This window comes from uncultured Parasphingorhabdus sp. (genome assembly GCF_963677535.2).
GTDB lineage: Bacteria > Pseudomonadota > Alphaproteobacteria > Sphingomonadales > Sphingomonadaceae > Parasphingorhabdus.
Genome location: NZ_CAXXUT010000003.1, coordinates 1,305,129 through 1,326,775, shown reverse-complemented (window position 1 = coordinate 1,326,775; position 21,647 = coordinate 1,305,129). Strand labels below are relative to the sequence as shown.

At 56.7% G+C, this 21,647-nt stretch carries 32 protein-coding genes and 1 tRNA gene; 14 read left to right on the top strand and 19 right to left on the bottom strand.

All coding sequences use genetic code 11. The features are described from left to right. Positions 1-2 precede the first annotated feature (2 nt). On the top strand, positions 3-401 hold the full coding sequence (locus tag ACHZCJ_RS13360) for a hypothetical protein (RefSeq protein ID WP_321327018.1): 399 nt from the start codon (positions 3-5) through the stop codon (positions 399-401). 4 nt (positions 402-405) lie between these two features. Further along, positions 406-1,185: a HesA/MoeB/ThiF family protein gene (locus tag ACHZCJ_RS13355; RefSeq protein WP_321327017.1), complete on the top strand. Its 780-nt coding sequence runs from the start codon at positions 406-408 to the stop codon at positions 1,183-1,185. 197 nt (positions 1,186-1,382) lie between these two features. Here the strand turns inward: ACHZCJ_RS13355 and ACHZCJ_RS13350 are convergent, their stop codons facing one another. The 3 genes from ACHZCJ_RS13350 to ACHZCJ_RS13340 form a co-directional block, all read right to left on the bottom strand. After that, complete coding sequence (locus ACHZCJ_RS13350; protein WP_321327016.1) at positions 1,383-2,201, bottom strand: hypothetical protein; 819 nt, start codon at positions 2,199-2,201, stop codon at positions 1,383-1,385. A 158-nt stretch (positions 2,202-2,359) separates the two neighbouring features. Continuing rightward, positions 2,360-3,103, bottom strand: a complete 744-nt coding sequence (locus tag ACHZCJ_RS13345; protein WP_321327015.1) for a hypothetical protein — start codon at positions 3,101-3,103, stop codon at positions 2,360-2,362. 26 nt (positions 3,104-3,129) lie between these two features. After that, positions 3,130-4,146, bottom strand: coding sequence for an NADP-dependent oxidoreductase (locus ACHZCJ_RS13340; protein ID WP_321327014.1), 1,017 nt, complete (start codon positions 4,144-4,146; stop codon positions 3,130-3,132). 193 nt (positions 4,147-4,339) lie between these two features. Between ACHZCJ_RS13340 and ACHZCJ_RS13335 the strand changes: the two genes are divergently transcribed. Together ACHZCJ_RS13335 and ACHZCJ_RS13330 are read left to right on the top strand one after the other, a co-directional pair. Further along, positions 4,340-4,744, top strand: coding sequence for an MAPEG family protein (locus ACHZCJ_RS13335; protein ID WP_321327013.1), 405 nt, complete (start codon positions 4,340-4,342; stop codon positions 4,742-4,744). Between the two features lie 110 nt (positions 4,745-4,854). After that, complete coding sequence (locus ACHZCJ_RS13330) at positions 4,855-5,787, top strand: NmrA family NAD(P)-binding protein (protein WP_321327012.1); 933 nt, start codon at positions 4,855-4,857, stop codon at positions 5,785-5,787. Positions 5,788-5,846: 59 nt separating this feature from the next. Here the strand turns inward: ACHZCJ_RS13330 and ACHZCJ_RS13325 are convergent, their stop codons facing one another. The 4 genes from ACHZCJ_RS13325 to ACHZCJ_RS13310 all read right to left on the bottom strand — a co-directional run bounded on the left by ACHZCJ_RS13325 (position 5,847) and on the right by ACHZCJ_RS13310 (position 8,463). Next, positions 5,847-7,070, bottom strand: coding sequence for a hypothetical protein (locus ACHZCJ_RS13325; protein ID WP_394700121.1), 1,224 nt, complete (start codon positions 7,068-7,070; stop codon positions 5,847-5,849). A gap of 44 nt (positions 7,071-7,114) precedes the next feature. After that, on the bottom strand, positions 7,115-7,273 hold the full coding sequence (locus ACHZCJ_RS13320; RefSeq protein ID WP_321327010.1) for a hypothetical protein: 159 nt from the start codon (positions 7,271-7,273) through the stop codon (positions 7,115-7,117). A 124-nt stretch (positions 7,274-7,397) separates the two neighbouring features. Next, positions 7,398-7,745, bottom strand: coding sequence for a GFA family protein (locus ACHZCJ_RS13315; RefSeq protein WP_159647429.1), 348 nt, complete (start codon positions 7,743-7,745; stop codon positions 7,398-7,400). A 1-nt stretch (position 7,746) separates the two neighbouring features. Beyond that, positions 7,747-8,463: an NAD-dependent deacylase gene (locus tag ACHZCJ_RS13310; RefSeq protein ID WP_159647427.1), complete on the bottom strand. Its 717-nt coding sequence runs from the start codon at positions 8,461-8,463 to the stop codon at positions 7,747-7,749. 147 nt (positions 8,464-8,610) lie between these two features. Between ACHZCJ_RS13310 and dapB the strand changes: the two genes are divergently transcribed. After that, positions 8,611-9,339, top strand: a complete 729-nt coding sequence (dapB, locus tag ACHZCJ_RS13305) for a 4-hydroxy-tetrahydrodipicolinate reductase (protein ID WP_321327009.1) — start codon at positions 8,611-8,613, stop codon at positions 9,337-9,339. 38 nt (positions 9,340-9,377) lie between these two features. Here dapB and ACHZCJ_RS13300 read toward each other — a convergent pair whose 3' ends face one another. Continuing rightward, on the bottom strand, positions 9,378-9,860 hold the full coding sequence (locus ACHZCJ_RS13300) for a hypothetical protein (RefSeq protein WP_321327008.1): 483 nt from the start codon (positions 9,858-9,860) through the stop codon (positions 9,378-9,380). 141 nt (positions 9,861-10,001) lie between these two features. On the opposite strand from ACHZCJ_RS13300, the gene ACHZCJ_RS13295 reads away from it, so the two are divergent. The 6 genes from ACHZCJ_RS13295 (at position 10,002) to ACHZCJ_RS13270 (ending at position 13,133) form a co-directional block, all read left to right on the top strand. Next, positions 10,002-10,262 carry a hypothetical protein gene (locus ACHZCJ_RS13295; protein ID WP_321327007.1) on the top strand — a complete coding sequence of 87 codons (261 nt, stop codon included), beginning with the start codon at positions 10,002-10,004 and terminating at the stop codon, positions 10,260-10,262. A gap of 119 nt (positions 10,263-10,381) precedes the next feature. Beyond that, complete coding sequence (locus tag ACHZCJ_RS13290; RefSeq protein ID WP_321327006.1) at positions 10,382-11,158, top strand: glucose 1-dehydrogenase; 777 nt, start codon at positions 10,382-10,384, stop codon at positions 11,156-11,158. A gap of 149 nt (positions 11,159-11,307) precedes the next feature. Further along, on the top strand, positions 11,308-11,709 hold the full coding sequence (locus ACHZCJ_RS13285; RefSeq protein ID WP_159647417.1) for a hypothetical protein: 402 nt from the start codon (positions 11,308-11,310) through the stop codon (positions 11,707-11,709). A gap of 102 nt (positions 11,710-11,811) precedes the next feature. Beyond that, positions 11,812-12,471, top strand: a complete 660-nt coding sequence (gene nth / locus ACHZCJ_RS13280) for an endonuclease III (protein ID WP_321327005.1) — start codon at positions 11,812-11,814, stop codon at positions 12,469-12,471. 83 nt (positions 12,472-12,554) lie between these two features. Then, on the top strand, positions 12,555-12,962 hold the full coding sequence (locus ACHZCJ_RS13275; protein WP_321327004.1) for a hypothetical protein: 408 nt from the start codon (positions 12,555-12,557) through the stop codon (positions 12,960-12,962). 94 nt (positions 12,963-13,056) lie between these two features. Further along, a tRNA-Arg gene (locus ACHZCJ_RS13270) sits at positions 13,057-13,133 on the top strand. A gap of 126 nt (positions 13,134-13,259) precedes the next feature. On the opposite strand, the gene ACHZCJ_RS13265 is transcribed toward ACHZCJ_RS13270, so the two are convergent. Then, the gene (locus ACHZCJ_RS13265; protein WP_321327801.1) at positions 13,260-13,493 is read right to left on the bottom strand and encodes an excalibur calcium-binding domain-containing protein; all 234 of its coding nucleotides are present in this window, start codon (positions 13,491-13,493) and stop codon (positions 13,260-13,262) included. 126 nt (positions 13,494-13,619) lie between these two features. Then, entirely contained in the window at positions 13,620-14,042 is a 423-nt protein-coding gene (locus tag ACHZCJ_RS13260) for a hypothetical protein (RefSeq protein WP_321327799.1), read from the bottom strand. Between the two features lie 199 nt (positions 14,043-14,241). Here ACHZCJ_RS13260 and ACHZCJ_RS13255 point away from each other — a divergent pair, with 199 nt between their 5' ends. The 3 genes from ACHZCJ_RS13255 to ACHZCJ_RS13245 all read left to right on the top strand — a co-directional run bounded on the left by ACHZCJ_RS13255 (position 14,242) and on the right by ACHZCJ_RS13245 (position 16,831). After that, on the top strand, positions 14,242-15,051 hold the full coding sequence (locus tag ACHZCJ_RS13255; protein ID WP_321327003.1) for a hypothetical protein: 810 nt from the start codon (positions 14,242-14,244) through the stop codon (positions 15,049-15,051). A 137-nt stretch (positions 15,052-15,188) separates the two neighbouring features. Next, positions 15,189-16,238: a M48 family metalloprotease gene (locus ACHZCJ_RS13250; RefSeq protein WP_321327002.1), complete on the top strand. Its 1,050-nt coding sequence runs from the start codon at positions 15,189-15,191 to the stop codon at positions 16,236-16,238. After that, on the top strand, positions 16,238-16,831 hold the full coding sequence (locus ACHZCJ_RS13245; protein WP_321327001.1) for a hypothetical protein: 594 nt from the start codon (positions 16,238-16,240) through the stop codon (positions 16,829-16,831). The genes ACHZCJ_RS13250 and ACHZCJ_RS13245 overlap by 1 nt, the downstream gene beginning before the upstream one ends. Here the strand turns inward: ACHZCJ_RS13245 and ACHZCJ_RS13240 are convergent. The 9 genes from ACHZCJ_RS13240 to ACHZCJ_RS13200 form a co-directional block, all read right to left on the bottom strand. Further along, positions 16,817-17,005, bottom strand: a complete 189-nt coding sequence (locus ACHZCJ_RS13240) for an HGGxSTG domain-containing protein (RefSeq protein ID WP_394700168.1) — start codon at positions 17,003-17,005, stop codon at positions 16,817-16,819. The two genes, ACHZCJ_RS13245 and ACHZCJ_RS13240, sit on opposite strands and share 15 nt — an antisense overlap. A 56-nt stretch (positions 17,006-17,061) precedes the next feature. Next, positions 17,062-17,568, bottom strand: coding sequence for a hypothetical protein (locus tag ACHZCJ_RS13235; RefSeq protein WP_321327000.1), 507 nt, complete (start codon positions 17,566-17,568; stop codon positions 17,062-17,064). A 2-nt stretch (positions 17,569-17,570) separates the two neighbouring features. Further along, a complete protein-coding gene (locus ACHZCJ_RS13230; protein ID WP_321326999.1) occupies positions 17,571-18,389 on the bottom strand; it encodes a hypothetical protein in 819 nt (272 codons plus the stop codon). Beyond that, positions 18,386-18,676, bottom strand: coding sequence for a hypothetical protein (locus ACHZCJ_RS13225; RefSeq protein WP_321326998.1), 291 nt, complete (start codon positions 18,674-18,676; stop codon positions 18,386-18,388). The genes ACHZCJ_RS13230 and ACHZCJ_RS13225 overlap by 4 nt, the downstream gene beginning before the upstream one ends. Then, positions 18,673-18,873 carry a hypothetical protein gene (locus ACHZCJ_RS13220; protein ID WP_321326997.1) on the bottom strand — a complete coding sequence of 67 codons (201 nt, stop codon included), beginning with the start codon at positions 18,871-18,873 and terminating at the stop codon, positions 18,673-18,675. Before ACHZCJ_RS13220 ends, ACHZCJ_RS13225 begins: the two co-directional genes overlap by 4 nt. Further along, on the bottom strand, positions 18,870-19,064 hold the full coding sequence (locus tag ACHZCJ_RS13215) for a hypothetical protein (protein ID WP_321326996.1): 195 nt from the start codon (positions 19,062-19,064) through the stop codon (positions 18,870-18,872). The genes ACHZCJ_RS13220 and ACHZCJ_RS13215 overlap by 4 nt, the downstream gene beginning before the upstream one ends. After that, positions 19,061-19,249: a helix-turn-helix domain-containing protein gene (locus ACHZCJ_RS13210; protein ID WP_321326995.1), complete on the bottom strand. Its 189-nt coding sequence runs from the start codon at positions 19,247-19,249 to the stop codon at positions 19,061-19,063. Before ACHZCJ_RS13210 ends, ACHZCJ_RS13215 begins: the two co-directional genes overlap by 4 nt. Positions 19,250-19,355: 106 nt before the next feature. Further along, entirely contained in the window at positions 19,356-20,036 is a 681-nt protein-coding gene (locus tag ACHZCJ_RS13205) for a hypothetical protein (RefSeq protein ID WP_321326994.1), read from the bottom strand. Next, positions 20,033-21,193 (bottom strand): tyrosine-type recombinase/integrase, encoded by a 1,161-nt coding sequence (locus ACHZCJ_RS13200; RefSeq protein ID WP_321326993.1) that lies wholly within the window; start codon positions 21,191-21,193, stop codon positions 20,033-20,035. The genes ACHZCJ_RS13205 and ACHZCJ_RS13200 overlap by 4 nt, the downstream gene beginning before the upstream one ends. Positions 21,194-21,647 lie beyond the last annotated feature (454 nt).

Here is a 21,647-nt window from a genome sequence, read left to right as displayed (position 1 = left end):
AAATGAGTATTTCGACTCTAATACTCGCGGCAGCACTGCAGACCGGTTCGGTCGCCAGTTCCGCAATCCCGCCGGTACCCGACGATCTACGCGCCGTGCCGGCAGCGGAATTCAGACGAAAGCCGGAGTATAGCTACAAGGAATCGCTGGAAGCGAAAAAGCTGACCGACGGTTGCACACCTACAGAAAAGCTGTTCGATGGGGAAAATTATTTTGTCCAGGTCCTGCTGTTGGTGGATGGCAAGAGGAGTCTCCGCCAGGTGACGCCGATTTCCATCCAATGTCCGGCCTTGGAAGAATATGTCGCCCGCTATTTTGCCCGGATCGGCAAGAATAACATGCAATCGACACCCGACAAGAAACCCGCTTGGCGACGCAGCGTCTTGAAATTCTACTGGTAGGCTATTGGACCTTTCTGACGAACAGCTCGACCGCTACGCGCGCCATATTGTGTTGCGCGATATTGGCGGGGCGGGGCAGAAAAAGATACTCGGCGCGCATATTCTGATTGTCGGAGCGGGCGGCATCGGTTGTCCGGCGATTCAATATCTGGCGGCTGCGGGAATTGGCGCGCTGACCATTTTTGACGATGATATCGTTTCCCTCTCGAATCTGCAGCGGCAGGTTTTGTTTACCGAAAATGATGTCGGAAGCGCAAAAGTCGATGTTGCCAAAGTTGCTGCACAGCGGATCAACCCCGACATTGAAGTAAATCCTATAAATCAAAGACTTACCGCGCAGCATTTGAAAGAGGACAGCGCAGCATTTTTTGCACCCTTCGACGCGATCATCGACGGATCGGACAATTACCAGACCCGCCTGCTGGTTTCCGACATTTCGCTCCGGCACCATATTCCGCTGGTTTCCGCGGCAATCGGGCAGTTCCAGGGACAGCTTGGCACGTTCCGCGGCTGGGAAGAGGACAAGCCCTGCTACCGCTGTTTCGTCGGCGACGCGCTCGACCCCGATGATTGCGACAATTGCAGTGAAGTTGGCGTTCTCGGCGCAATGGTCGGCCTGATGGGCAGCTTCGCGGCGATGGAAGCGATCCGCGTGATCACCGGATTCGGCCGGGACCCCGCCGGAAAACTCCAGCTATTCGATGGCCTTGCCCCCGCGATGCGCAGCATCAACCTGCCCAAGGACCCGCATTGCAAAAGCTGTGGCACGCCCCCTAAAGCCTGATCAGCGCTGGCATAGTCAGGTCCTCGACCTGATCGGCCACAGACTTGCCGGTCCTGCTGAATTCAAAAGCTGTTGCCATATGGGATGGCTGAAATAGCGACTTCCGCCCCCCCCCTTGCTGTCGTACGCGTATGTCGGATATTATTGTTACGTTATCCGCCACATGGCGGGATCAACAAAGCGATCGCCGTTGATTGTCAGGGAATCTCGCCCCGATATTCGATTTTCGAGACGGCATAACCTTTGCCATAAGGTTCGATGCTTATGAGCAGATAGTCGTTTCTCGCTCTGTCCGATAAGAAGAATACGTCGAAATTGTGATCATCGGCGGCGGCTTCTATCCGGTTCCAGTCTGACATGGTTTCCGTCAGGTTGAAGGCTTCTACTGAATCAAGCTCAGTCGGCACCGTGCAATCCGGGTTTTCCCAGGTGTATGTGGCTTCAAAGGGAAACCCGTTGTCGACATCGGCGGCGGGCAGCAAGTCAACATAGCCGGTCGTTGCAGCTCCACAGTCGTGCTTCACCGTATAAACGTAGGATATCTGTGGCTTAAGCAGATCGGCAACCGGCGCGCCGTCGCGCAATCGCTTAACGAATAATTCGATAAAGGCCAGCCTCCGCTGGTTTACAGGTTCATCGAAATCGCCGGATGGAATTTCGATTGGCGATGCTTCTGCCTGTTGTTGGGTCGTCGCTGCCGCATCTATCGCCACGGGTTTCCCGTCTTGCACCATTTCAGGCTGGGTCGAACACAGGCCGAGATTGTTGAAATAGATGTGCGCTGCCGTTGCATCGCCCGCCAATGCAAGCCCCATCAGGCGATCGGCCTCGTCGGAGGCATCACGAGCGGCGGGATGGTCGCGATCCTCCGTGATGAAAAAATCGACCGCGTTTACGGCAGCGGGGAGCTGCAATTGGTCAATGAAGGCGTCCACAACCGTTTCCGGGAAGGTGCCGTAATGGATCGCTCCGGCGTGGACCATCCAGCGCCCGCTGCAGCGGGCGGCGTCCTTCATGTTGAAGACCATCGGAGACATCTGCTCTCCTTCCGCGAAACCGGCTGTGGCCGTTTTCCAGTCAATTGCCGCAGGCTCGCTGGCCGACACGCCCCCGGCGGATAGCGCTGCGGATGTGGCACTGGCGATGAACCAACCGCAAAACGTCAGCGAAGCGTTCAAGGGCGATCCCCCATTTCGCATTCCACACCTTCCAAAATTCGCCAGTCATTGGAAGCGCTGGACACATAATGGTCTCGTGGGACGCCTGGAAGGATTTCCCACTTGCCTTCAAAACGGTCATAGGGGACGGCTGAAATATGGAGGCAATGCTCCCCTTCCCAGCGGTCTATCCGCCAATCGTACATCGGATAGAGCGGCGGCCCGGCATTGACAATATAGGGTTCAAGCCTGTTTCCGTGGGTTTGCCAGATCGCAAAGCCTTCAAAACCGCCATAGTTTGCATCGGACCTTTGCAACGTGGCAAATTTGCTACCGTCGGGTGAAAAAAGCGGTCTGGAGCCTGTATCGATCTCGCGGCCCTGACGGGCCCGGTCGATCAGTACATAGCCAAAAGCCTCAAGACCGATCCAGTCAAAACCGAGGAAGCGTTCGCCAAATCGCTCGAAATTGGTGGCTTCGAACATCCATGCGGTTTCCACGCAATAGGTCCTGCTATGCTCGGTCCATATCGCGATCCAGTTGCGCGAAGACGTGGCGAAACCCTCCCAGTCGGCTGGCAGCGCGACGGGATCTACGCGCGCTGCCGTGATTTCTGCATCAATGGGCAGGTCATCGCAAATCGAGATGTCTGGCGCTTCGGTAGCAAGGGCGGGAGTAGCCTGGACGAGGGTTATCGCCGCAAGGGCGGAACTGCCAGCCACCATGCGACAATATATTTTGCGCAGCGGCTTAGGTGTCATCTCAGCTACCCCCTTTCACCGGAGCCCTAAATCTTGACCAGCATTTTGCCCGTATTCGCGCCGGTAAACAGCCCGATGAACGCGTCCGGTGTTTTCTCCAGTCCCTCCATCACTGTCTCGCGGCCCTTGACGGCACCCGATGCAATCAGTTGCGCCATATCGGCATTGAACTCGGGCACTTGCGCGGCGAAATCGGGATAGAGAAAGCCCTCGATCTTTATGCGCAGGCCAATGATCATGGTCAGATATTGCATCGATTGCGGCTTTTGATCGTTGTAAACGTCAATCATCCCGCAAATCGCCACACGGGCGCGTTCGTTGGAGCAGGCAAGCGCCGCATCGAGATGTTCGCCGCCGACATTGTCAAAATAGACATCAACGCCGGATTTTCCGAGTTCCTTCAAGGCTGCGCGCAATTGCGGCAATACCGGACCGGCCTTGTAGTCGATGCAGGCATCCGCGCCGATTTCTTTGACCCATGCGCATTTTCCTGCGCCACCGGCTGACCCGATGACGGTCATGCCTTTGGCCTTTGCTATCTGGGTCACGGTTGAGCCAACCGCACCAGCCGCCGCCGATACAAAGACAGTTTCCCCTTCCTTGGCCGCGCCGACTTTCAGCAGGCCGAACCAGGCTGTGCCTCCGGGCATGCCGATGACGGACAGCCAATGTTGATCGGGAACACCGAGATCGGGAAGCTTCACCGGTGGCATTCCGCCTGCTGGAGGATTGCTGCCGCCAGCGACAGCGGTGTCGCGCCAACCCGCCATATGCAGCACTTTGCATCCGACCGGATAATCGGCGTTGTTGCTTTCGGTCACCGTGCCAACCGCGCCGCCGGTCATCGGCTCGCCGATACCGAACGGGGGCGCATAGCTTTTCACGTCATTCATCCGTCCGCGCATATAGGGATCAACCGACAGCCAGCTATTTGTGATGCGAAATTCGCCTTCGGCAAGCGGAGCATCCGCTGACTCTACCATCTGGAAATTATCAGCCACCGGGGTACCGGCGGGACGACTCTTCAGGGCCCATGCGCGCATATCAATTTCCTTTTTCGGTTCGTTTGTTCGTTGGTGTAGCGTCTATTGACGAAATGCACGAACTTTTCGCGCGTTCCATTTCACTCCAGCCAATCGCGCCGGGAAAAAACGGACTGACGCACAAGCTCCCCTCCCCGCAATTTGCGCTTTGCCGAAAATCGGCTAGGACGGAAAAAACACAGGGAGGAATATCATGACATTACCGGTAACCGGCCTCGCCGCCGCGATTTGTGCGCTGCTGCTGATCTATTGCGCCTATGCCACGGTCAAGGTGCGCTTCGCCAATCAGATCGGCTTTGGTGATGGCGACAATCCCGATCTTCTCGCCGCCCGGCGCACCCATGCCAATCTGTCCGAACATGCGCCGATCTTCCTGATCATGCTCGCGATCCTCGAACTCGCCAATGCCCATCATATCGGCATCACGATTATCGCCGCGGTCTTCCTGATCGGCCGGGTTGCCCATATTGTCGGCATGGCCCAGCATCACAGGGGCGGCTCGCCGCGCTTTCGCCAGCTGGGCGTGGTGGCGACCTGGCTGACGATGGTGGCGCTGGCGCTGTGGATCATCTTTCTGTTCGTGACCAAGCATCTGTAGAGGGCGCTCCGCAAAAGGGCAGTGCCAGCCCCCTGACTAATTGATGCATTGAGAGAGCACAGCCGCGCGCCTAGATTTTCCTCCTAGAAAATAAAACAGGAGAGAGATTGATGGCATTGGTATCCGTAGTGGGCGCAACCGGACGACAGGGTCTCGCGCAAATGAGACAGCTGGCCGCGGCCGGGCACAAGGTCCGGGCCCTTTCGCGCAGCGAAAACCCCGACCTTGGCGGCAGCAATGTCGCCGATGAGACCCGGATCATTGATCTGTCCGACGAATCCACATTTGTGCCGGCACTGGAAGGCTCGGACGCGGTGTTCTACACCCATCCCCTGCAATCGCCCGGCAATCGCGCGGAGCTGGTCGCCAAGTTGGGTTCGGCGGCACTCGAGGCCGGCCTTGACCGGTTTGTCTGGAACACGTCGGGCTGGATTCCCGATCAGCCCGGTGAAGCCCATAGCTACGGCGAGAACACCCCGGCGATCAACGCCCTGTTCCGCACCGGCATACCGGCGACGGTCTTTGGATCGGTGCTGTTCATGGACAATCTGCTGACCAATTGGGCGCGCCCCTTCATTGTCCATGAAGATCGCTATGTCTATGCGCACAAGCCCCATCTGACGGCCAACTGGATCAGCCTCGACGATGTCGGAAAATGCATGACGGCGGCGCTGGCCCGTCCCGATCTGGAAGGCGCCTGGATGAATATCGGCGGCCCGCAGGCGCTGAAACCGACCGAGGTGACCGAGGCCCTGTCGCGCGTGTTCGGCCGGGAAATAAGATATGATCCCTGCACACCGGAAGAATTCGGTGCGCTGCTGGTCGACGCTCTGGGCGATTCGATGGCGGAAGAAGAGAAACAGCCGATGCGCGACTTTATCGCGTCCTTCTATCATTATAATAATGATTCCCCGACCCAGCCGTTTCTGGTCAACACCGATTACATGCACCGGCGCCTGCCGGAGGTCGAATTTGAAACGCTCGAGCAATGGGCAGCACGGCAGGACTGGTCCGATGACGCGCACCGGCCGTCGGCGGGCTAGAGCCAGAACCATTCACGGGCCCCGTTCCGCCTCTGTAGCGGGCGGGGCCCGTCGCATATTCAGTCACGCCTGATATAGGCGCCGCCGCTGCCATCCGCCGGCACCAGCCGGTCGCCGCTAATATTCAGCCGGAGCTGCTCGAACGGCGGCTTTATCAAAACCCTGCGGTCCAGCTTCACTTCATGAACCCGCGCATCGGGGTCCGGCGCAAGCTCAAAGCGGGAAGAATATTCGCCACCGTCGTGCCGCAGGGTCAGGCTGATCGCCTTCAGCTGGCGATTGGCGGTCGCGGGGACAAAGGCGAAACCCAGTTCATGGCTGCTGGCCGTCTCGACACCACCGTCGGCGAAAGTGAAGGCGGCATCGATATCCAGCCGAGCGTCGGGCCGCTCGCGCCGGTTGACCCAAATGCCGACACCGTCGCGCCAGTCGATCCAGGGCCCCGTTTGATCGCCGGCATATTCGGGCCGGTAGTCGGACAGGAAGAAACAGTCGGCGGGCAGCGATGGCGGTTGATAGCGGGCGGTCTTGCCCGCCGCCCGCGCGCTCTTGGCTAGCACTGCGACCGCATGGCCCCAGTTTCGTCTCGCCGTGCGCGCGGAAACCTCCAGACTGTCATCGGGATCGGACCGGTCACGGGCGAAATAGGCGTCGATTGCCCGCTCATAAGCGGCCCGCAATTCCTGTTCGCTGGCGACAGCGACTTTATAGCGCTGCGCCGGGGTCATATCTTCCTGCGAATTATCAGCGCCGGAAGACGCATAATAGCCGCCATTGTCGAGGAAGGCGCATTGCCACTTCGCGCGATTCTGCAGACGGATCATATCGCGGCCATGAGCGGACTCTCTTTCTTCGTCACCCCAGGGATAGGATGCCCCCAGCGCAAAAACCGGCCGGTCCTTGCCGAATCGGTGCGGGCCGAGAACAACCTGCCCGTCCGCCTGGGTCCAGCGGCCTTCGCTATAGAGGTCGAGATTGCCGACCATCAGCACCCATTTATAGCTGCCATCTGCCGCCAGCTGCAGTTGCGCCGCGGTTTCCATCACCCCGGCGAGGCTGTAGCGGCCCGCCAGTCTATTGGCCGTCGCCTGATCGCCGCTACTGCCAGGCTGCTGTCCAACAGCAGCGGGAGCCAGCACCAAGGCGCAGATTGTCGAGAGCAGGCAGATGGAAAACTTTCGCAATGTCAGGCTCCGTATCTGGTGCGGTTGAAAGACAGCGAAATTCTCCATCACCCGGAGGTCGACCGACCGGTCTTGTCCGCTCGACAGACCGAGTTGCATACAACGCGCTCGGGCCGTACAAATGGCGCCACGGGCGCTATCAGCTAGCTGACTCCGAAACCGCGACCCGCAGACGTGCCCTCGTAGGTGCGCGAGAAAGTCTTTCCTTCAACCCTCGTCGGATCGCTCAACAGGACAAGGGTCGGCTTTTCATATCTTCTTTTCCCGATCCGGCCAGCAGGCTTTTGCTCATTCTCGTTCATAATTTTACTCCCTGTCGCTAGTTCGATGTCCGGTTGCCGCGACAACTGTAATCAACGGCGAAGCTGCAATTGGCTTAACGAACCATTATCATATTGAAAAGAAGAGTCTTTACGCCGCGCGTGGCTAGAAGCGCGCGCCGTCAACGTCCAGAACCGGCAGATGGCGCCACTCCTGGCTATCGAATATCCGCATATTCACGCCCATGCGTTCGGGCGGCGCGGTCCGCGGGGTCCAGTGGCCAGGCGTGCCGCAGCGGGCGCAATTCCATGTGGTGATCATCCTGTCGCCCTGGACATAAGGGTTCAGCGCATCGGGCTGCGCTTCTATCGTCACCTCATCGGGATGCCAGTAGCCGCCGATCCAGCCGGTCATGCGGCACAGCGAGCAGTTGCAGCGCGTCACCTGTTCGGGCGGGGACGGGACGGTGATTAGCACCGCGCCGCAGTGGCAGCTGCCTCGCATTGACGCCATCTCAACACAGCCCGTGCGACAGGACCTGTTCGACCCAGTCGGGCACCAGCTCGCCTGCCCTGCCCATCCGGCTTTCGTGGAAATGAAAACTGCCCTCCGACGGATCGAGGTTCATCTCCAGCGTGCGAGCGCCGTGATAGCGCGCGGTCTGGACGAAGCCGGCGGCCGGATAGACCGCGCCCGATGTGCCTATCGACACGAACAGATCGCATGAACGCAGCGCCTGCTCGATCCGTTCCATCTGATAGGGCATTTCACCGAACCAGACGATGTCGGGCCGCAGGCTTCCGGTCTGACCACAGGCAGGACAGGGCGGGCCGGAAGCCATATCCCCGTCGAACGGCGAGCGCGCATCGCAGGCCAGACACCAGGCGCGGTTCAGCTCGCCGTGCATATGCAACAGGCGCTGCGAACCGGCGCGGTCGTGCAGGTCATCGACATTTTGCGTCACCAGCAGCAGTTCGCCCGCCCAGGTCTGGTCGAGCCTTGCCAGCGCCTGATGCGCGGCATTGGGCTCCACCGTCTTCAGCTTGGCGCGGCGCTCGTCGTAGAATTTCTGCACCAGATCGGGATCGCGGACAAAGGCCTCGGGCGTCGCGACATCCTCGACCCGGTGCCCCTCCCACAGGCCATCCGGCCCGCGAAAGGTGGCGACCCCGCTCTCGGCGCTAACGCCGGCGCCGGTGAGGATGACGATATTGTTGAATCTTTGCAGCATTCGGCCCCCATAACCGTTCGCTTCGAGCGAAGTCGAGAAGCATGTGGGGCGCAGGCGCGAGAAATTTCATTCCAACGTGTCTCGACTTCGCTCGACACGAGCGGCTAGAGAGTGTCGCACAACAGGACCAAAGACAGGGACCCCAACATGACAGCCATCGGAATTATCGGCAGCAAGGGCCGCATGGGACAGGCGCTGTTCGCGGCGATAGAGGAAGCGGGCCACAGCCACGCCGGCGGCGCGGATCAGGGCGATGATGTGACGGCGCTGGTGGCGGCAAGCGACGTGCTGGTCGACTTCTCCTCACCGAAAGCGCTGCAGGCAACGCTCGATGCCTGCGTGGCTGCCGGCAAGCCGATCGTCATCGGCACCACCGGTCTGGAAGAAGCGCATCATGCCGCCATCGACGAGGCCGCGATCCAAATCCCCGTGCTGCAGACCGGCAACACCTCGCTCGGAGTCAATATGCTGGCGGCGCTGGTGGAGCAGGCGGCGAGCCGGCTGGGCGACGACTGGGATATCGAAATCGTCGAAATGCACCACCGCCACAAGGTCGACGCCCCCAGCGGCACCGCGAAATTACTGGGCGAAGCAGCGGCGCGGGGGCGCGCCATTGATCTGACCAACAACAGCGAAAGCGGCCGCGACGGCATCACCGGCGCGCGCAGTAAGGGCGCGATCGGTTTTGCGGCATTGCGCGGCGGATCGGTCGCCGGCGATCATACGGTCATATTGGCGAGCGACGAGGAACGGATCGAACTAACCCACCGGGCGGAAAACCGGATGATCTTCGCGCGGGGGGCCGTGAAGGCGGCTGGCTGGCTGCTTGAACAGAGCACCGGGCGCTACGGAATGGACGGGGTTCTTGGACTGTAGAGCACCGCTTGCGAATAGAACCGGTTGCTCCGGTCCCGCTAAGCTCCGCTAGCCGACATGGCCGCCATTTCTGGCGCATCCCTGACAGCGCCGACATTGATAGGGGCATAGACGTCCCTAGGCTCCTTCCCCTCGCCCGCAACCTCCGGATAGCCGGTATCCGAGCCGGAAGCCCCCTCGCTCCAGGCCTGCAGCCGCTGCACCCTTAGCCGGTCGGCCTTGCGGGCCGGTTCCTGCGGCGCCAGAATGCGGACGCCCTTCTGATAACGGCCGATCTCATAGCCCGCGCCGGTATGGTGCGCAGGCTGCACCGGGGTTGTTCTGGCCGGCACATGGGGCATCTTGTAGGCATTTTGCCCGAGCGCATAGCGCTCGACCGGATCGGCTGCGAGCGGGGCGTAGAGACGGGCGTGCATCGCTTGGCGGGTCAGGTCACCAAGCGCCATGCCCGCCAGCAGCGCCAGCGAGAGGCCAATTGTCGTCCAGGAAAAAATCTCTGTCGCTGTCTTTCTTGTCCCCATGCCCAGAATACGCGCGAGGTGGCGATCCGTTCCCGGTGGAGGGGGGAAGCCGTCCCTGTTCCCTGCGCGCCATCCGCAGATCCGGGCGCCGTCTCGGTCACCCGGCTTGCCAATATCCACCGGACAGCATAAGCCCGCCCGATGGATTTTAATGACCAGTTGCAACGCTATTTCGGCACCGCCGACCTTGCCGCCATCCAGCCGGAAGCGATGGACGCGGGTATCGAACATATGCGCGTCGACTTCGGTCTGGAAAAGGATCGGGGACGGCGCTTTGCTCTATGGGCAGTGCTTTATATGCTCGGCACCCATCTGGATCTCGACAAAGCCTTCGAGGACGAGGCCGATCGCAATTCGGCGCGGGATTTCATGGACATGATCGACCGGGTTCAGGGCGACTGAGCGCACCACCCGCAGCAACGATATCGTTCGCCACCCGCCGCACCAGTCACGCGTGGACTTTTCCGGGGCAATGTGAAAGGGGTGGCAGCTTGTGAATTAACGGGAGAACGGGCGTGTCGATGAAGAGCTTATTTGATGTCCAGGGTAAAGTGGCTGTGGTCACCGGTGGCTCCAGCGGCATCGGCGCGATGATGGCGCGCGGCCTGATCGAAAATGGCGCGAGGGTCTATATCACCGCCCGCAAGGAAGAGCGGCTGATGGCGATGGCCGCCGAACTCTCCGAAATGGGCGAATGTATCGCGATCCCGGCCGACCTGTCGAAGGTCGAGGGTATTGAGGCGCTGGTCGCGGCGATCGGCGAACGCGAAGAGAAGATCGATATCTTGATCAACAATGCCGGTGCGAACTGGAGCGCCTCGATCGAGGATTTCCCGGAATCGGGCTGGGACAAGGTGATGGACATCAATATCAAGTCGATCTTCTTCGCCACCCAGAAATTCCTGCCGCTCCTGAAAGCCTCCGGCAGCGCCGACGAACCGGCGCGGGTGGTCAATATCGCGTCGATCAACGGCATCCGCAATTCGGGCATGCCGACCTATGCCTATACCGCCAGCAAATCCGGCGTGATCAAGCTGACCGAACATCTGGCCACCGATCTCGCCCAATATAATATCAACGTCAACGCGATCGCGCCCGGCTTGTTCCCGAGCAATATGACCAAGCAGATTGTCGAGAATGACGGCATGACGAAAATGGCGCTCTCGCAGATCCCGCGTGGCCGCATGGGCGCGCCGGAGGATATCGCCGGCACCGCTCTCTATCTCTGCTCGCGCGCATCCTCCTGGATGATCGGCCAGACGCTGGCGCTCGACGGCGGGATGATTGCGCGGCCCTGATCCAGGCGCCTTCTGCTCGCCAAAACTGCTGTGCCATCCTCACATTTGCCCACAATTCATTCAGTAAAGCGCAACATATTTCTAGTTATGGCCGGAAGGACCGGGGGGTCACCGTCGACGGGGCGGGACAAGGAAAAAGGCCGGAAATCATGTCCTCCAGAAACTTCGCAACCACCGGCCTGATCGCCATCACGGCCCTGCTCTGGTCGGTCGGCGCGGTTGCCGACCCGACCCCCGAGCTCGACACGCCGGAGCGGATCAACATTCTCGTAACCTTCGGCGACGACGAATGTCCCGAGGCGGAAGGTGACGAGATTGTCGTTTGCGCCCAGCGCCCCGAATCGGAACGCTATCGCATTCCCCCCGAATTGCGCGAAAGCAAAGAGGAGCAGGCAGGCGAACAGAGCTGGTCCTCCACCGTTGCCTCGCATGACGAAGCCGCCCGCCCCGGTCGCCCGGACAGCTGCTCGGTGGTTGGCACGTTCGGCTTTACCGGCTGCCAATCGGCGATCATGCGGCAATGGTTCGACGAGCGCCGAACCTCCCAATAAGGCCAGTTCGCCGGCGATCCCGGTTGCCATCCGCCGCCGGCTCCCACGGCACCAGCCGCCAGGCGATTGTATTTTGATCGCCGAACGGCCATGACGGCGCGCATGAAAAAAGCCGATATCTTCGAATTCTATTCCCGCCTCGCCGCCGACAATCCCGCGCCCGAAACCGAGCTCAACTATGGCAATGTCTATCAGCTGGTGGTCGCCGTGGCGCTATCGGCGCAGTCGACCGACATCGGCGTCAACAAGGCGACCCGGCGATTGTTCGCCGAGGTCAAGACGCCGCAGCAGATGGTCGACCTCGGACTCGACGGGCTGAAGGAACATATCAAGACAATCGGGCTCTATAACACCAAGGCGAAAAATGTAATCGCGCTGTCGGAAATGCTGATCGCCGACTATGCCGGCGAGGTTCCGGCGGACCGCGACGCGCTGGTCAAGCTGCCCGGTGTCGGGCGCAAGACGGCCAATGTGGTGATGAACTGCGCCTTCGGTGCCGAGACCTTCGCGGTCGACACGCATATCTTCCGCGTCGGCAACCGCACCGGCCTGGCGCCCGGCAAGACGGTACTGGCGGTGGAGAAAAAGCTGGAGAAGCAGACCCCTGCGCCCTTTCGCGTCCACGCCCATCACTGGCTGATCCTGCATGGCCGCTATATCTGCAAGGCGCGCAAGCCGGAATGCTGGCGCTGTACGGTTGCCGATCTGTGCCGCTTCAAAAAGAAGACACCGGCACCGGAAGGCTGGACGGGAACCCCGTAATATTGCGGATGATATTCAGCTTCGCGAAATGTGATTCAATGTAAACTGAAGCCCAAGATGGAAACCATCCGCAGGAGACGACTATGCGCTTTCAGACCCCTCTCATCCTCGCCTCGGTCCTCGCCGCCGGCAGCGCCGCCTTTGCCGCCGACAGAGCTTCGGACGATGACAAATATGAAATTCGCGAAATTGGCGAGCCGGAAAGCTGTATCATGCGCTCCAGCATCCGATCGACCGATGTGATCGACGACCAGACCATCGATTTCAAGATGCGCAACGGCGACATCTATCGCAACAGGCTGCCCAACAAATGCAGCGGCCTCGGCTTTGAAGAAGCCTTCTCCTACAAGACCTCGACCAACCGGCTGTGCAATGTCGACATCATTCATGTGCTCAGCCAGACCGGCGGCCGCCTCGACACGCGCGGTGCCTGCGGTCTCGGAAAATTCCAGAAAATCGAGAAAATTCCGAAAGAGAAAAGCCAGGACTAGCGCTGCAGCCGGCGGGATTTTCCGGACATGGAATAATCTGTTGGCAAAGCGGCAAATCCGCTGCTACATGCGCATCCGGCGAAACAACGCCCCGGCACCCGTAGCTCAGCTGGATAGAGCGCTGCCCTCCGAAGGCAGAGGCCAGAGGTTCGAATCCTCTCGGGTGCACCAATATTTCAATGACTTAGGTCCTAAAATAATCACCCGTATGGAACGAGTATGGAAAATACAGGTGAAATTTACCCTGCGCATAACCTCAGGTAGCCGATTCAAATTACCAAGCACCAGTATCGGAATTTACTCGCACCCTATCCCATCTCTATCCCGGTCCAGATGCGTTCCATAACCCGGTTGCCCGCGTCTGATCGGCGCAGCACCAGCCGAGCGCGCTGCTGAGCAATTCGGATAATATACATTTCCGCTTGGCGTCGTACTAACGGGCGACTGAGAATTTCCTCGGTGGCAATGGCGTCCGCCATTTTGCCGGTCGTTGTGGCAGCCGTCGGCAGCTAGCCTGCCTCCATGCGCCATCGTGGGCGAAACTGGCATCGCGAGCGCCATGATCTCAAATATGACTGCAACAAACATCCACCGCATAGCCAATCCCCTACTTGCGAAGAGCCTGACAAGGAAAGCCTGTTGAGTCAAATCAGTCATTTAGCATCGATGTGACCCCCAATACCGAGACCACTTCAAAACAGTGCCTGACTGAATCATTGCACACGACAAATCTCCGAATACCGGCGATACGCACCAAGCTGCCGTACGATTACCTCCTGCAGAACCAAGGGACTGACAACGGAGTTCAGGTCCCGAAACCTCGACATGCCCTTCCCTTGACCTACCTGTTGGCGTTCCCACCAAATCAACCAAAGTATCCCTAGCTTCCTCTGCAGAAGCCTCTGGACAAGGGTGGTTCTTAATGCACGTCCCATCCATTTCGCGCGCCGCTATGCCGGATAACCGAACCCTTGGGCCTTCCGAGCACCAAATAGGACCATCTCCATCCCAAACGCGTACGGGCGTGCATTGAAAAGATTGGCCAACGGGAACGATGGCGATAAGAATCGGCAGGATCATAGAATCAATGATAATTGAGCTATCAATTTTTGAGAAGATAGAATCCAGAAACGCACACGGAATCCGCACGCTACCACTCAAAAATGTTGAGCCCGATCAAGTAATCTAAATCAATTGAACTAGATTTTTCTGAACGTAATTTTACACAGCAGAACCAGATAGGACACTCTTGAATCAATTCATTATAGTCTGATAGAGAATGAACCTTCGTGACCGGTGGCGAAACAAATTTCGTACGCCTGTTGTTGATTATGCGAGGGGAAAAGGGGAATTTAAAAGCATGATTAGAATAGTCTTCGGAGTGTTTACATTATTGGCCTTGCTCATTTCAACTCCACTTGCGCTTGCCCAAGAAAAAACCGGCGCTAAGGAAGGCTTCTTTCTCAACCCCGACTCAGTTCGCATAGCGTTACTTGATCCGCGAGTACGTGTCGGTGAACAATCGACAGGTGGAATGTTCGAACCCAACGCGGATTGGACCGAGCAGGCTCGCGAAAACATCGAGGCGGAACTAAGCAAATCTCTCCAGAATGTTGGAAATGAAGTTATCCGATTGGATCTAAATGTCACGCCTGATGCTGATAGCCTTAGGCGTTATAACCATCTTTTTGGCGCAGTTGCTGGTTCTGTAGTCGAATTTCAGTTCTTTCATGGGAATAGACTACCCAGCAAAAAGAAAGAGGAAACATTTTCGTGGAGTGTCGGAACAGGCTTAAAGGACATTCCCGCGTTGGAAGGCTTTGATTACATACTTCTCATCCGAACAAGTGATGCCTACGGTTCTACAGGCAGAAAAATGCTTCAAGTGGTCGGCTTATTAGGAGGCATTGGTGTCACATCAGGTGAACACACCGGCATGGCGGGTTTAATCGAAGTAGAAACTGGAGATTTGGTTTGGCTAAACGCGGATCTTCAAATGGGCGGCGATCCGCGCACGGCTGAGGGTGCTGAAAAGCGAGTAAAGCAGTTGCTTGAGGGATTCCCTGGACGTGAAGGCGAACAAGAATGAGGAGTTGCGCTGCTATTTCGGCATTTCTTGCTGCGTCAATCTGGGCGGTAGGGGCGCACGCAACGGATACCGCCAATCTCTTGCCTCCGTTCACACCAGCATACGAGCCCCAATCGGTTGATGAGCGGGGAATGTGGATGATGGCCGATGAGTACGAACAACTTTTGGCTGCGTCGGAGTTGCGAATAGAGGATGAAGCCCTCAATAGTTATGTAGAACGGGTACTCTGCGAAACCGTTGGAGATGATCGATGTTCCGGTGTCCGTGTGTATATTTTGAACGTTCCTGCGTTTAATGCTACAATGAGCCCCAATGGCGCAATGACGGTGTGGTCTGGCCTTCTATTGAGAGTAAGAAACGAAGCTCAGTTAGGTGCAGTGCTCGGGCATGAGTTTGCTCATTTCGAGCAACGGCACAGTTTGAAAGGCTTCGAACAAAGGCGAGGCGCATCAGATGTCATGGCATGGGCAGCAGTGCTTGGTGGAATTGGACAGACTAGCACACGTGACCTACAAGTCTCGCTAGTTGGCTCCATCTTCCAATTTAATCGCTCACAGGAAACTGAAGCGGATCTTCTAGGTCTGCAGTATTTAGCACAATCGCGCTATTCGAGCCGAGCAGCCTCTGAGGTCTGGCAGCAGCTCATGGAGGAGGCTGATGCCACTGCGTTCGGCCGCAAGATAAAAAAACGGAACCGTTATCGTGCGGGCTTCTTCGATACTCATCCAACATCCCTAAATCGCGCTCAATACCTACTCGATCAAGCATTGGAATACGAAGACTCCGGGGATCTACGAAGCGATGAACACTACGAAGCAATCAAGCCTCACCTTCCCAAATTTCTCGCCGATCAGGTGAGACTGAATGACTTCAATGGCACAGAATATATTTTGAACGGCATCGCTGGAACAATAGGTTGGACAGGCGAATTGCTCCATGCCCGAGCCGAGTTGTTTGCAACTCGAGGCAATCCAAGAGATCTAATTACCTCAACCACCCTCTATTTACGCGCAATTGAGGCTGGCTATCGGACCCCAGAAACGGTGCGCGGGCTTGGTTTAAGCTTGGTAAAAAGTGGCAAGCAAACCGAGGGCGCAAAATATCTCCGTGAGTACATCGCGGAGGTTCCAGATGCACCTGACGCTTCCATCATTAGAATGTACGCACCGGATATAGGAAAGAATTAATGTTCAAAAAAATTATTTTGAGCTTCGCATCTGCAGCTCTAATTACTTCTCCGCTTGTTGCCCACAAATTGATAGACCCCGGCCCTCGTGAAAAAATTGCACGGGGAGTATTTTCAGCCGTTCCAACATCCACTTGGAACCGACTTCAACAAAAGGAAGGAAAATTCCAAGAGGTTTGGACGATTGATGGCGACGACTTGAACCGCATCATATTTTTTGGAGGTGTTCCAATTGGAGAACCCCTTCTCAAAGAAACACACAAGAAAAGAGATCCGTTGCCGAAGGTGAAGGAGAATATGCTACTCCCAGATATTCCGATCCTGTTGGAACGAACTTATCGCACAAAATATGGCACGGCGATCATGGAGATTGGACAACAAAAGCCTGCTGAGCTCGCCGGTCTACCCGCAATTTTTTTCGAGTATCGATACGTCGATGGAGAATACGAAGTTGAGAAAAATGGCGAGGCTTACGCTGCTATGCACGAAGGCAAGCTTTATCTGATAGCATTCGAAGCGCCCACATTGCATTTCTTCGAACGGGATATTCACCTATTCCGCGAGTTAGTGGGCACAGTTTCAATAAGAGACTAGCTTCGCTATGGCCTTTAGATAGCTAGCTGCTTCCCTTGCCTTTGCCGACCTTGCTCCATGCTTCCAAGCATTGCGATTACCCTTGGGAGCGCCAGCATTAGTCCCCCCGTGCATTCTGCATCGCCTTTTTCCCTTCACGGCCGGGGATTGACAGGCCGTTCCCTTGCGGGTCATCGCCAAACATCGAGGAGCCATCTGCGCGCTTTGCATGGGATTGTTCGCCGTTTTCTTCATTTTGCCCCCCCTGTTTGAACGGATTCGGTGATAACGGCCTGCCCACCGCGATTGTCGACATGAACGTGCTTTACGGTTTGCACCCCGTCCCGTGCCAATCGATCCAAGGTTTCAATAGTCGTGCGGCATTGTGCTTGAGCCTTCAATCCCAGCCGCATGAACCGTTCAGCCGCGCTAAAATGATCTTTCAAGTTATTTTCTGCACGCGATACCATAATGGTAAAAACGGCATCTAGTGCCATCGCTTGTGATGTTAGAATGTCCCGTTGGTCGCTCAAATCATTTGCACGGACCTTCTCACAAGCTTGGGCCATAATTTCCACTGTGTCAGTCAAATCAGGTTGTTTTCCGCTAAAGTGCTTCCCGCCCAAATTCCCAACAATAAACCCATTGCGGATCATCGGTCGCATGGCGACTTCAGTTAATAGTCGGCTGTCCGTTTTGCCCGGCTGCCGTTCGATCTTCAAACTATCCGCTCTATCATTTGCTTTAAGTTTACTCATTTCTAGCCCTTTATTTTTCGCGCCTTTGCGCCAATATTTTGAGATGTTGCGCAACGCTTGCCGATCACGCGACCGCCTGGTTCATGCGCACGGTCGATACCAAAGGAATCCAGCACGGTTTGCGGCGCACCTTTGCAGCAGTAGCCAAACGCCGCCTCCAGATTGATGAAATGCAATTCAGTGTTGCCTACTTCCAATCCCAGCCGCCCGCCAATCGGCTTGCTATGGATCACGCCTTTCCGATACTTGTAGCCAGTAATAAGGCGCAACCAGCCCTTTTGTAGCGCAGTCAATCGCTTAACGTGTTCGGCTGGAACATGAGCTAGCAAGTGGCAGTGCCAACCTTTCCCGTCTCCATTTTCGTGCACCCAAAGCCAAGTAGTGGCACTTCCATTTCGCGCCAACATCTTGGTCATCAAATCCGTAAAGCGGCCGGTTGCCTGTGCCATGCTTTCCAAGGGCACTCCAGCCGCTTGCCAGTGGATTGTAATCATCCGGGTGAAGGGAAGCCCTACTGCCGCCGCGTGGCCCTCAGCGGCTCTTAAATTGGCTATATGAGCGGTCGTCAGTGCATAACTTACTCGGTCGGCACGGTTGCGCGCTCCGCCTCTACCAGTGCTACTAGGCAAATTGGCTGCCACACCTAGTCTTATATAGTTAATTGCACGAGGCATGCCATTTTCCAAAGATGGCTGTTTTCCGGCTGTTTTAACAGCTACCGGGTCAATTGAAACTTCACCGAATCCGCGAAACGGTGAAGTTTCAAAAGTGCCGCCATGCCGGTCGCAGGCAAGTTGCTTGGGCATGGCGACGGGCATCATGCAGCGATCCAGACAATGGCCTGCTTGCCGGTGCTATTCGGCCTGCGCTGTCCGCTGTCACGGATCAACCCTTTACGCTTCAGTTCCGTAGTGCGGGGCTGGATTGACCAGCGATCCATGTCCAGCCGTGACGCAAGTTCATCGGCGGTAAGGCCCAGCCAGCCAGCATCGCAAATAGCATCTTGTGCCATGCGCTGAAGTCGCCCCAGTTTTGGAGCAAGTGCAGCGGCAGCGGCAACGGATGTTTCCACGTTCCGGTGCCCCGGTGCATCGGGATAGGTGCTCATAGTCCACCTCCCTTTGCTAATGATGGTAAACCGTTGCGATCCAGAAGTTTAACCAGCCAGTCACGTTGCTTTGCGCTCAATTCAAGCGCTACGCATACATGGCCGAGAAAGCCCGCCGTCTTGTGCGGAAGGTCCGGAAATTGCGAGAGCAGGGCCAGCGCCGCCGTGCGATGATTTGGGAAGGTGTGTTCAGTCATTTTGCACTGCCTCCCCAAAGCAGAGTCGCGATACGTCCCGCGCTATCGAAGGCGACAGGCAGAAACGGCAAGCAAGCATTTGCGCTTGCCATTGCGATGTTGTAAGAGGTTTTTGCAAACAGCCGCCAAGTTGATTGCGAGAGACGCCGGGTTTGCACCCGGCGTTTTGCTTTTGTGCTTTCATCGCTCATGCCCCCGCTTGATATTGCGGAAGTTTCGCCAGATAGGCCTCTAAATCAGCAACTGGAATCAGTGTGCGCCGCCCGGCTTTAACTGCTTTTAGTTCTCGAGCTTTCAAAGCTTCATAAACGCGCGAGCGCGAAAGGCCGGAGACGCGCACGGCATCCGGTATGGAGAGTGTAATTGGATTGGTCATTTGTTTTCCAGCGACGTCACACACAGACTTGATTGTCCGGACGTCGCAGGATTTTTTTGCCCCGGCATTGCTCCAGAAAACACCGGGGGTTTTTTAGTTTGCAAAGCTATCCAATTTTTTGGTTCTGGATGAACCGCAAAAGCATATCATAAGCAACACGCTCGTCGCTTAGCTTTTCGACCTCTTCAAAATGGCTCCGATACAAGTTTGCCCACGAAACAGCAGGGTGTTCTTTTCCCTCTTGCGCAACCATTTCACGAGCCGCTTTCACGCGACTGTAAGTTAAGTTTCCGAGCCATTCACAAGACGCTTTCCGAGCAAATCTCTGAAGCTTGTCTTTTGTATTACCGTCATCATTCTTACGCAATTCTAGAAAGATGTTTGCAAGTGTCGCTATAGCGCCGATCCGATCGTAGTCCTTGTTTGAGCGTGCAGGTGCACCATCTCGCACCCTCTCGCAAAACATTGGGTCAAGTCGGTTATCCTCTCTTTCGCAAAGCGCGCTAACCACTCGCATAAGCGGTGCAACAGTTTGCAAATTGAATCCTTGCGAATTGAGATACTTTTGAATCGATATTGCAGACGCACAAACAGCGTCTCGTTGGGCTTGTAAATCTCCATCTCGATAAAGCTTCGCAAACGAGGCAAGGTCGTTATGCAACAGGTGCAATCCCCAATGGACCGGCCCCGTGGCTGGGTCGCGATCATATCGAGTGGCTTCCAAAATCCTGTCGGCCTCTTCACGCTCTTTCTTAGTAGGCGCACGCAATTTCGGAACCTTGGTCACAAAGCCAACTTGGCCAACGCTTTAACCGCCGCATCACTCGCAAGATGGCCGTAATGACGCTCTATCATTTCCGCACTGGTTCCCGAAATTTGGGCAATGGTAAGCAACGGTAGACCGGCGCTTACAAGGTCGGTGATTGTGCTATGCCGCAGAGTATATGCCGTCGCCTCGCGTGGCAATCCAGCCGCTGCAACGGCTTCTGCAATCGGTAGCTTCCAGCTTTCCTTATTCCATGCTTTGCCATTGGAGCGCATAAATAGCGGAGCGCTGGGCAGTTTGCCTGCTGCCTGTTTTGAAAGCAATTTTGCACCATCACTTGGCAATCGGATACGCCGAGGCTTGCCCGTCTTATCCTTACCGATGGTCAATTCCTGGGTGCGTTTATCGAAGTCGCCAGCGGTAAGCGCTGCCATCGCGCCGGGGCGCAACGGCAACAGGCAGAGCGCGCGAACAAACGGCGCGGCCTCCGCATCGACTTGCTCCAACAGTGTCCGCCGCTGGCCTCGATCAAGGTACAGTGTGCGCCGTCCGTTGGCGTTGGGAATGGATTTTAAGGCTTCCTGCCACGCCGCCTCACTATTTGGAGCGCCGGGCGAAAGCACCTTGGCAAGCGCGGCCCGCAACACCGCCATATCGCGATTTACGGTTGAAGGCGCACGCGCTCGCACTTTCGGCTCGCCTTCTTTGCGACGGCTTACCAGTGACGGTTTCTTTTCTAATTGCTTACGCCACTCGGCTAAATGCCGTCGGCGCAATCTGTCTAGCTTCACCTTGGCGAGCGAATCGGAATAGATATACCGCACAAATCGGGCCTCGGCTTCCGGTCGGCTGGCAGCATAGGCGCGACAAGCATCCGCCACAGTTTCTATTTTGGCCCGAATTTCGCCGCCTGCTTCAACCAGCTCCGCAACCGCCTCGGCCTCTTTCTTTGCTGCTGAAAATCTTGCGTTGCCTGCCAATGCTCCAAAGTCACCTAGCGACTTGACGCGATACTTACCGGAATCCTCATCATAGACCCGGGCAATCCAACTTCCTGCCCCGCCGCGCTTCGAAGGGCGAAAGCCCAAAAAGCAACCCGCACGCAATCTCTGCCAGTGAGGCTCTCGCTGCGCTTTAAGCCGTTCGCGCTCGCCTACCTTGCTTAGATCAGTTGCCATCCACCAGCCGCCTTTTCAAAAGTATGTAATGCGTATGGAATACAATGCCGGACAAGCTAGGTCAATGTGAGACGATAACCCTTAGTTTTCTGGGATTGTTATGTCCATCCATGTCCAGAAAAGTCGCCAATCCCTGCACTCCGAAGGCAGAGGTCACTGGTTCGAATCCAGTCGGGTGCACCATAAATTCAATTACTTAGCTGCTCTCCTTTTTTCAATTCGACTCTTAGGGAAACGAACGGGGAACTCTATCTCGCTCCTCACAAGGGTGGGACGGCAAGTGCAGTTCTTGCTGCGCTTATAGTTTCCTCCAAGAAATTTGTCAGTTCAACGGTCGCAGATTGCATCGCATTTGTCGTGGTATGTTTTCGGAGTCATTAGGCTACCACATGCTCTCTCTGCGCGCGTCGGCGAAGAATAGGTTGTCAGTAAGCAGCAGCACGGCTTATGCTGT